Below are 9,425 nucleotides of genomic sequence, written 5' to 3' on the forward strand. Positions count from 1 at the left end.
TCGTGCAGAAGTGGTAGGTGTGGATGTTCGTGGTGATCTTCCTGTAAGCATCACTGTTGTTCCTGCAGACTTCACCGGTGAATTGGCAAAATCTGGTGCTTACGAAATGAGCATCAAAGGCGACGGTATTGCGATTAAAGCGTTTGACCAAGCAGGTGCTTTCTACGCAGTACAATCTATCTTTGGCCTGGTAGATAGCCAAAATGCTGATTCTCTACCACAACTGTCTATTAAAGATGCGCCGCGTTTTGATTACCGTGGTGTGATGGTGGACGTGGCTCGTAACTTCCACTCTAAAGACGCAATTCTTGCAACGCTTGACCAAATGGCCGCGTACAAGATGAACAAACTACACCTTCACCTAACGGATGATGAAGGCTGGCGTTTAGAAATCCCGGGTCTGCCTGAGCTGACTGAAGTGGGTGCTAACCGTTGTTTCGATTTGGAAAAGAAAAGCTGTTTACTGCCTCAGCTTGGCTCAGGCGCAACGACAGACAACTTTGGCTCTGGCTTCTTCAGCAAAGCAGACTACGTGGACATCTTGAAGTACGCGAAAGCGCGTAACATCGAAGTGATTCCTGAAATCGATATGCCAGCGCACGCACGTGCAGCAGTGATATCAATGGAAGCACGTTACGACCGTCTGATGGAAGAAGGCAAAGAAGCCGAAGCGAACGAGTACCGCCTGATGGACCCTCAAGATACATCGAACGTAACGACGGTTCAGTTCTACAACAAGCAAAGCTTCATCAATCCATGTATGGAATCTTCCACTCGCTTTGTTGATAAAGTGATTTCAGAAGTAGCAGCAATGCACCAAGAAGCGGGCACGCCGCTAACAACATGGCACTTTGGTGGTGACGAAGCGAAGAACATCAAGCTAGGCGCTGGTCTGCAAGACATCAACGCAGAAGACAAAGTAAGCTGGAAGGGTAACATTGATTTGTCTAAGCAAGACAAGCCATTTGCACAATCTCCACAATGTCAGACGCTAATTGCAGACGGTACGGTAAGCGATTTTGCTCATCTACCAAGCCACTTTGCAGAAGAAGTGTCGAAGATGGTGGCAGAGAAAGGCATTCCAAACTTCCAAGCTTGGCAAGATGGCCTTAAGTACAGCGAAGGTGAGAAAGCGTTCGCAACAGAAAACACACGTGTTAACTTCTGGGACGTTCTTTACTGGGGGGGCACATCATCAGTGTACGAATGGTCTAAGAAAGGTTACGACGTTATCGTTTCTAACCCAGACTACGTGTACATGGACATGCCGTACGAAGTTGACCCGAAAGAGCGTGGTTACTACTGGGCAACACGTGCAACAGATACTCGTAAGATGTTTGGTTTTGCACCAGAGAACATGCCTCAAAACGCAGAAACTTCTGTAGACCGCGATGGTAACGGCTTCACTGGTAAAGGTGAAATCGAAGCGAAACCTTTCTACGGTCTATCAGCACAGCTTTGGTCTGAGACAGTACGTAACGATGAGCAATACGAGTACATGGTATTCCCTCGCGTACTAGCAGCCGCTGAGCGTGCATGGCACCGTGCTGATTGGGAAAACGACTACAAAGTGGGTGTTGAATACTCGCAAAACTCTAACCTAGTAGACAAAGTCGCGCTAAACCAAGACTACAACCGCTTTGCGAACGTACTTGGCCAACGTGAACTGGCTAAGCTAGAAAAATCAGGTATCGACTACCGCCTGCCTGTACCAGGTGCGAAAGTAGAAGATGGCAAGCTAGCAATGAACGTTCAGTTCCCAGGGGTGAAGCTTCAATACTCTCTAGACGGCAAGAACTGGCTAACTTACGCAGATAATGCTCGTCCAAATGTGAAAGGTGAAGTGTTTATCCGTTCCGTGTCAGCAACTGGTGAGAAAGCAAGTCGAGTGACCAGCGTGAAATAACTCAATTCTTGTAAGTTAATTTTTTGGCAAAGCCTCAACCTCATGTTGGGGCTTTCTTTATTTTTTGAGGAAATTAAGCGTGATCGATGTCTAATTATTTTTCATTGATAAATAAGTTTTTGGTTGTAATGGTCAAGGTTATTGTGAACTGGATCGACTTAATCTGCTAAATATCAATAAACTATCTGTTTACGATCACACTTCTATTTTTTGAATAATTTTATAAAAATACGATAAGTGCCTGTATTTTCCATGTTTTTATCAGGGTTGTTGAGCTTCGGTTTGAACAAGATCACTTTTTAAAATGTTTTATTTTTCATCGCGAATTAATTGAAACAATATTGCGAACGCCAAGGAGGCACATTCCAAAGTTTGCGATAAAAGGGAAGAGATGCCCTCTAAAACTATCGCATAACGTGAATAAATAAAGGCAGTAATTATGAAAAACATTTTTGCACTGAGTGCTCTTTCTCTCGCTTTCGCTTCTAGCGCTTTTGCTGGTTCTTCTTACGTAACAGGTAATGTTCAATTCCACGATGATGGTCGAATTCATGGTTCGGACGTTACGTCTACACTGGAAGCTGGTCATACTTTTGATAACCAATTCGGCGGCTTTACGGTTTACACCGAATTTGATGGTATTCAGTTGGGTAAACTGGAAACAGAAAACGGTGGCGCAGGTAACACAACACCAGCAATCACTGTGGGTGGTGAGCAGTCATTTAATATTACCGATCATTTATGGGTTGCCGCGGGTTACCAACACCTGTTCTCTGCTGGCGAGAATGTACAGTACCGTCCATTGGTTAAGATCGGTTACAACTTCGATAACGGCATCTCCTTAAGTAACCGTACTCGTGCGCACATTGATGCGACAGACGCAGATGCGGATACAGATTACCGCATGGACAACCGCATCGGTTACGTGATGAATGAGGATGTGACGCTAAGCTACAACAACGTCTACATGATTGAAGCGGAAACCATGGACCACGAGCTTCGTGCAACGTGGACTCGTAAAGGTGTTCAACCTTACTTTGAGTTCCGTAGTCAAGCACACGGTGCAGAAAACGCGAGTGGTGACAGCCTAGTGAATAACGCTTTTGTATTTGGTGCCTCTTACGGCTTCTAATTTTATATTTGTCTTAACTGTCCATTAAGAAAAAGCCCAGCGGTTTATCTCGCTGGGCTTTGTTTTTATTGGTCGTTGCCTTCGTGGTGGCTATATTCGAACACTTGGCCTTTTTCGTTAAAGGCGTAAACGGTGTAGCTGTCTTTTTTGTCGCCATATTCCATACCAGGGGAGCCCATTGGCATGCCCGGTACTGATAGGCCTTTTGCGTTACGTGGTGGATTTTTCAAAAACGCTTTAATGTCTTCGGCTGGAATGTGACCTTCAAACAGATAGCCGTTGATCTCTGCCGTGTGGCAAGAGTAAAGCTGTTCATTCTTGATGCCTAGATCGCGTTTGATGGCGTTCATGTCATCGTGCAATTTTTCTTCGACCGTAAAGCCGTTCTCTTCCATGTGTTTTGTCCATTCTCCACAACAGCCACAGTATGGCGATTTATGGTTAATGACATCGGCTGCCAATACGTTGGCGGACACGGTCGCAAGCATTGCAAAGGTCAATAGTTTCAACTTCATAATACCCTCAAAAAGAAGTGGTTACTTTACTGAAAACAGTCGTAGTCGATTTGCATTACTAACGACAGTAATTGAAGACAGTGCCATTGCCGCTCCTGCGACAACAGGACTGAGCAAAAATCCAAACGCTGGGTAAAGCACGCCAGCGGCAACTGGAATACCCAACGAGTTGTAAACAAAGGCACCAAATAGGTTTTGCTTCATATTTTTAAGTGTAGCGCGAGAGAGTTCAATCGCATGTACTACCGCCATTGGTGACGTGTTCAGGATGGTCATTTGCGAACTTTCAATGGCGACATCACTGCCGCTACCCATAGCAATACCGAGGTTGGATAACGCGAGAGCAGGGGCGTCGTTAATGCCATCCCCCACCATTGCCACGACATGTCCTTGAGATTGAAGTTGCTCAATGTGCTGAGCTTTCTCATCTGGCATTACTTGGGCAATCACTTCATCAATACCAAGTTCTTGGCCGATAGCATTGGCAACGTGTTGGTTATCGCCCGTCAGCATTACCGTTTTGATGCCTTGCGATTTTAATGCAGAGAGCGCTTGTTTCGCATCTGATTTGAGCGGGTCGGCAATGGCGATCAGACCGATCAGTTCGCCGTTCAATGCCACAGCTACCGGAGTCCACGCATTTTTTGCGCATTCATCGATGGCAGATTTTAGTGCGCTAGTCTCGACGTTCTCTGCTTGCATAAATTGAAGCGAACCAATGAGCAGCGGTTTATCTTGATACGTCGCCAAAATGCCGCGTCCGCGAACGTTCTCAAACTTGTCTAATGAGACGTCTTTTGCGTCGTGTCGTTTGGCGTAATCACATACCGCTTTTGCCAGTGGGTGCTCAGACTGACGCTCTGCCGCATACGCTAAAGCCAATAGATCTTCTTGGCTGGTGGCGTGAGTAAACACTTGCTGAACGCTAGGTTTACCTTGGGTAAGCGTGCCAGTTTTGTCGAACACAACCGTGTCGACTTTGCTTGCCAATTGCAGGGCGTCGGCGTCTTTGATCAGAATGCCGAGCTCTGCGGCTTTACCCACTCCCACCGTGACAGAAAGTGGGGTTGCTAAGCCTAGGGCGCAAGGGCAGGCGATGATCAGGACGGTTGTGGTGACCACCAGCATATAACTCGCTTTTGGCTCTGGGCCAACGGCAAACCAAACGAGCGCGGCCAGTATTGCTATACCAACAACGACAGGGACAAACACCGATGAAATCTGGTCTGCCAGTTTCGCGATGGCTGGCTTACTGCTTTGCGCTGTGCGCACCATGCGGATGATACGAGCCAGCATGGTATTTGCGCCAATGCCCGTTGCCTCAATGATTAAGGCTCCATCTGTGTTCAAAGTACCTGCGGAGACTTGAGCCTCTTGCGCTTTTAATACAGGTACAGGTTCGCCTGTGAGCATAGATTCATCAATGTACGATTCACCTTGAATCACAACGCCATCAACAGGCACTTTCTCGCCTGGTTTGATACGCAGTTTCATGCCTAACGTGATTTGCTCAACCGCGATTTGTTGGTCGCCTTGTTCCGTAATTACCGTAGCTTGCTGAGGTTGCAGGTTAATCAACGCTTGCAATGAGCGTGTTGTGTTTGCTTTGGCTTTTGCTTCTATATAGTGACCAAGAGAAATTAAGCCGATGATCATTGCACTCGCTTCAAAGTACACGTGGCGTGAAGCAAGAGGGAACCAGTCTGGGAAAATCACCACAAGCATCGAATAGAACCACGCTGCGCCAGTACCGAGCGCGACTAACGTGTCCATGGTGGCGCGCTTGTGAGTAGCTGCTAACCAAGCGTTACTGAAGAAGTGTTTACCTGCTGTGGCAAGAAGGAGTAAACATACGATACCGATCGCGCCCCAAGCTAATTGGTCGTTGGTGTTGCGAATCATCATATTGCCGCCAGCAACGCCCCAAATCATTAAAGGGGCTCCGACGACAAGGCCAGCAATAGCATCCAGTTTAAAGCGTTTTTGTTGCTGACGTTGTTGCTGTGCTTGCTTTTCTTGCTGGGTTGCGGCGTCTTGTAGGATCTCTGCTTGGTAACCGGCTTGTTTTACCGATTCAACAATTGCGTTAAGGAGGTCATCAGAGTCTTGGCTTGCGAATACTAGTGCGCTTTGTTCTGCGAGGTTGACCTGTGCTTTCTCAACGCCTTCTACGTTAGTAAGTGCTTTCTCTACTGAAGATACGCAACTCGCACACGTCATGCCTTGAATCAGCATTTGCAATTGAATACTCGCTGGTGGCACCTGCGTATCTTTAATATTGCTTTGCTTTTCTACCTGTTCGGTCTCTGGTGAGCTTTCGTTCTCTACTTCAACAGAATCAAGGTTGGCGGTATAGCCGAGTGTTGCTATTAAGTCGATCACTTGTTGCTCGGAGAGGAGGGTACGAATCTCTAAGTGCGTTGTTGAAGCCTCAAAAGAAATAACGTCTTGATTAGATTCTAATAAAGATGAAAGTTTTTTGACGCAACCGCCACAGCTTAAGCCTGAAAGGTTTAGCTCGTAGTGATTTCCTGCTTGGTAACCAAGAGATTCAATCGACGAGACGAGCTCTTTAAGAGAAGACTCGGTTTTGACCTCTACTTGCGTCGGGGACAAATTGAGGATCTCCACATCGTGATTCGCATGTAAAGCATTCTCAACTTTTCTCGCACAGCCCATGCAGTTGAGCCCTGATAAAGGTATAACTAACTGATACATAATCTGCACCTCAATAATAGTGATGCTATGAGCTTAAACCTTCCTGCAAGGGTAAGGTCAATACCCATTTGCTACTCACAACAATTTCGTCAAAATCTCTCGAATCCCACAAGTGCACGGTCATTTTACTTGCGAGTGATCTCAAGGTTTTTTCTCTTTGAATATAAAGTTCCGTTAAAACACCTAAAAGATGAATGAAGTCGCTCACGTTTTTTAGATGCTCTCAATGTCAGTTCAGTGTCAAAACGTACTTTTAACGTTTTTTATTTTTTATATTTGATTTTAACTAATTGTTTTTTATTGATTTATTTTATTTTTGATCTTCTCATTTTGAAGTCGCTCAGATTGCTGTAGGGAAAGTTTTTTAGTGCGAAAAAAGTTTGTCATATTTGCCCCGTCCAAACACTGTTTCAAGTTCCTGCCATGTCCTAGTTAGTGAATTTGAAAATGGAAAAAACTAAAAATATAGGGGTTTATAATGTCTTACCTAAAGAAAAGCCTACTTGCCACGGCAATTACCGGCATGATGTTCAGTGGTGCTGCATTTGCTGATGGTGCAAACAGTGACGCAGCAAAAGAGTTTCTAACCAAAGATTCATTTTCTTATGAAGTTTACGGAATCATCGCGATGCAGGCCGCGTACCGCGATTACGATTCTGGCAGCAAAGCAACGGACGATGATTTGGGTGGCATGCAGCTAAACAACGAGTCTCGTATTGGTTTCCGTGGTAAAAAACAATTTGCTAACTTCGACCCTACTTTTATTTGGCAAATCGAAGGCGGTTATGTAGACCCTAGCTTTGGTGGCGAGGGCGCAGGTCTTGGTGAACGTGACACATTCGTCGGTTTTGAAAGTGCATCTTGGGGGCAAATTCGCCTGGGTCGCGTTTTGACACCTATGTACGAATTGGTTGACTGGCCAGCATCTAACCCTGGCCTCGGCGATGTATACGACTGGGGTGGTGCTATTGGTGGCGCCAAGTACCAAGACCGTCAATCAAACACTATCCGCTGGGACTCTCCAATGTTTGCTGACAAATTCTCCCTAGATATCGCAGCTGGTGCAGGTGATAAAGCAGGTCTAGGTGAAGGGGATGACTACTGGGGTGGTATCGCAGCACACTACAAAATTGGTCCTATCCAGTTAGATGCGGCATATGAAGGTAACCGTAATATCAAGATGGAAAGCCAAACGTGGGAAAACAACACGTACTTGGTAGGGGCACAAGGCTGGTTTGATAACGGGATCTCTTTCTTTGCGCAATACAAATACATGGAAGCGGACGCAAGCAATGGTGTGAGTGAAAAGCAAGATGCAATGTCTGCCGCTATCATGTACACCACGGGTGATTGGCAATACAAACTGGCTTACGCCGCTAACTTTGATCTAGAGCGTGATGGTAAGAAAATTAACGATACAGCGGACGATGTGTTATCAGCACAAGTTATGTATTTCGTAGACCCATCGGCAGTGCTGTACGTACGTGCTCGTACTCTAGACTTTGGCGACGGTGCGTCTCAATTAGATAAACCAACAGAAGCACGTTGGAAGTCTGCTGACTACGACGAGTTCTCTGTAGGTGTTGAATACTACTTCTGATTAAAGAAGCAGCTAAAAGGGCGGAAACGCCCTTTTTATCTTGATACTTATTCAAATAAGCCTTTGAAATGACTGGCCTGTAAATTTTAGAGGCTTATCTAAATTGGTATAAAGTGAGAAACCATGATGAAAAAAACAACGACACTTCTCGGACTTTGCGCAATGCTTTCGGCGCCAGCTTTTGCTGCTCAACTCACTCTGCAATCTGAATTAGTTCCTCGCGTTCTCAACGGCGAGTTCGTCTACCCTGAGTGGATATCCAAGAACAACAGCATCGAGTTAAAAGATGGGGAAAACCAATTAGCGGTAACGGTTGGACAAATCGTATTTGAAGATGGAAAGCGCCGTAAATTCGATTCGCAGCCGCTGGTATTAGAGTTTGATGCAGAAAAAGACACCGAGCTTTCTCTGACTTATCAAACATTCCGTACTATTGAAGAGGCGAGAGCCTTCGAACTCGATCCTAAAGTGGTATTGAAAGACAAAAACGGAAAAGAAGTGGCATTCTCTATGGTTCAACTTCGTAAAGGTGGTTTGCAAGGTTTTCGTGATTACGAACGAGAAGTTTCCGACTATAATAACGCAATGAATAAAGAATCGACTAAGGCAAGCATTGCGTCTTCTCCAGCGGAAACCAAAACAATCAAAGCATCGTTTAATGAATTGAGCCGTGAAGAGCAGCAAGAATTTATGCAATGGGCAATGCGTAACCTGAAGTAATTTCGTCTCGTGCTTTAACAGTAAATAGCAGGGCTGTGCCTTTTTGGTTCTGCCCTGTTTTTATTTCTGTTGTCAAACCGATTGTAGAATTGACTTACGGTGGTAAAATGTCGCCACTTTTATCCTTGACATTACAACGAGAGATCTCTCGTTGCTCATTACCCCTAAGGAACTCAAATGACGGTTAAAACTCGTTTTGCTCCTAGCCCAACTGGCTATCTACACGTTGGTGGTGCGCGTACTGCACTTTACTCTTGGCTATACGCTAAAAACCAAGGTGGTGAATTCGTTCTACGTATCGAAGATACAGACCTTGAGCGTAACTCTCAGGAAGCGGTTGATGCAATTCTTGAAGGCATGGAATGGCTAGGCTTGGAGTGGGATGAAGGTCCTTACTACCAAACTCAACGTTTTGACCGTTACAACGAAATGGTTGATAAGCTTCTTGCTGAAGACAAAGCTTACAAATGTTACGCGTCTAAAGAGCTGCTAGATGAAATCCGTGCAGAGCAAGAAGCAAATAAAGAAATGCCTCGCTACGATGCTAACCATCCAAAAATCAAAGCAGCAAACGAAGCGGCAAAAGATGGTGATCCATGTGTTATCCGTTTCCGTAACCCGAAAGAAGGCAGCGTAGTATTTGATGATCAAATCCGTGGTCGCATTGAAATCCGCAACGATCAAATGGATGACCTAATCATTCGTCGTACTGACGGTTCACCTACTTACAACTTCTGTGTAGTAGTGGATGACTGGGACATGGGTATCACGCACGTTGTTCGTGGCGAAGACCACATCAACAACACGCCTCGTCAAATCAACATCTACGAAGCA

At 45.5% G+C, this 9,425-nt stretch carries 7 protein-coding genes; 5 read left to right on the plus strand and 2 right to left on the minus strand.

Annotation, left to right across the window (positions count from 1 at the left end):
* Together R7H07_RS23565 and R7H07_RS23570 are read left to right on the plus strand one after the other, a co-directional pair.
* On the plus strand, positions 1 to 1,906 hold a 1,906-nt coding region (locus tag R7H07_RS23565; protein ID WP_318128802.1), incomplete at its 5' end, for a family 20 glycosylhydrolase.
* 439 nt (positions 1,907 to 2,345) lie between these two features.
* Positions 2,346 to 3,038, plus strand: a complete 693-nt coding sequence (locus R7H07_RS23570) for an oligogalacturonate-specific porin KdgM family protein (RefSeq protein ID WP_005382004.1) — start codon at positions 2,346 to 2,348, stop codon at positions 3,036 to 3,038.
* Between the two features lie 65 nt (positions 3,039 to 3,103).
* On the opposite strand, the gene R7H07_RS23575 is transcribed toward R7H07_RS23570, so the two are convergent.
* Both R7H07_RS23575 and R7H07_RS23580 read right to left on the minus strand, forming a co-directional pair.
* The gene (locus R7H07_RS23575; RefSeq protein ID WP_005382005.1) at positions 3,104 to 3,553 is read right to left on the minus strand and encodes a DUF411 domain-containing protein; all 450 of its coding nucleotides are present in this window, start codon (positions 3,551 to 3,553) and stop codon (positions 3,104 to 3,106) included.
* Positions 3,554 to 3,574: 21 nt separating this feature from the next.
* Positions 3,575 to 6,271, minus strand: a complete 2,697-nt coding sequence (locus R7H07_RS23580; RefSeq protein ID WP_206960077.1) for a heavy metal translocating P-type ATPase — start codon at positions 6,269 to 6,271, stop codon at positions 3,575 to 3,577.
* A gap of 478 nt (positions 6,272 to 6,749) precedes the next feature.
* Between R7H07_RS23580 and chiP the strand changes: the two genes are divergently transcribed.
* The 3 genes from chiP to gltX all read left to right on the plus strand — a co-directional run.
* The gene (gene chiP / locus R7H07_RS23585) at positions 6,750 to 7,871 is read left to right on the plus strand and encodes a chitoporin (protein WP_005382007.1); all 1,122 of its coding nucleotides are present in this window, start codon (positions 6,750 to 6,752) and stop codon (positions 7,869 to 7,871) included.
* Positions 7,872 to 7,994: 123 nt separating this feature from the next.
* On the plus strand, positions 7,995 to 8,591 hold the full coding sequence (locus R7H07_RS23590) for a DUF2057 domain-containing protein (RefSeq protein ID WP_206960078.1): 597 nt from the start codon (positions 7,995 to 7,997) through the stop codon (positions 8,589 to 8,591).
* Positions 8,592 to 8,768: 177 nt separating this feature from the next.
* The coding region (gene gltX, locus R7H07_RS23595) for a glutamate--tRNA ligase (RefSeq protein WP_318128805.1) at positions 8,769 to 9,425 on the plus strand (657 nt) is incomplete at its 3' end.

The organism is Vibrio sp. Vb1127, from assembly GCF_033338735.1.
In the GTDB taxonomy this organism is placed as follows: domain Bacteria; phylum Pseudomonadota; class Gammaproteobacteria; order Enterobacterales; family Vibrionaceae; genus Vibrio; species Vibrio alginolyticus.

Bases quoted from the DNA above. Each gene is read 5' to 3' on its own strand.
- R7H07_RS23580 (WP_206960077.1), bottom strand. From the start codon at position 6,271: ATGTATCAGTTAGTTATACCTTTATCAGGGCTCAACTGCATGGGCTGT.
- R7H07_RS23590 (WP_206960078.1), top strand. From the start codon at position 7,995: ATGATGAAAAAAACAACGACACTTCTCGGACTTTGCGCAATGCTTTCG.
- R7H07_RS23570 (WP_005382004.1), top strand. From the start codon at position 2,346: ATGAAAAACATTTTTGCACTGAGTGCTCTTTCTCTCGCTTTCGCTTCT.
- chiP (WP_005382007.1), top strand. From the start codon at position 6,750: ATGTCTTACCTAAAGAAAAGCCTACTTGCCACGGCAATTACCGGCATG.
- R7H07_RS23575 (WP_005382005.1), bottom strand. From the start codon at position 3,553: ATGAAGTTGAAACTATTGACCTTTGCAATGCTTGCGACCGTGTCCGCC.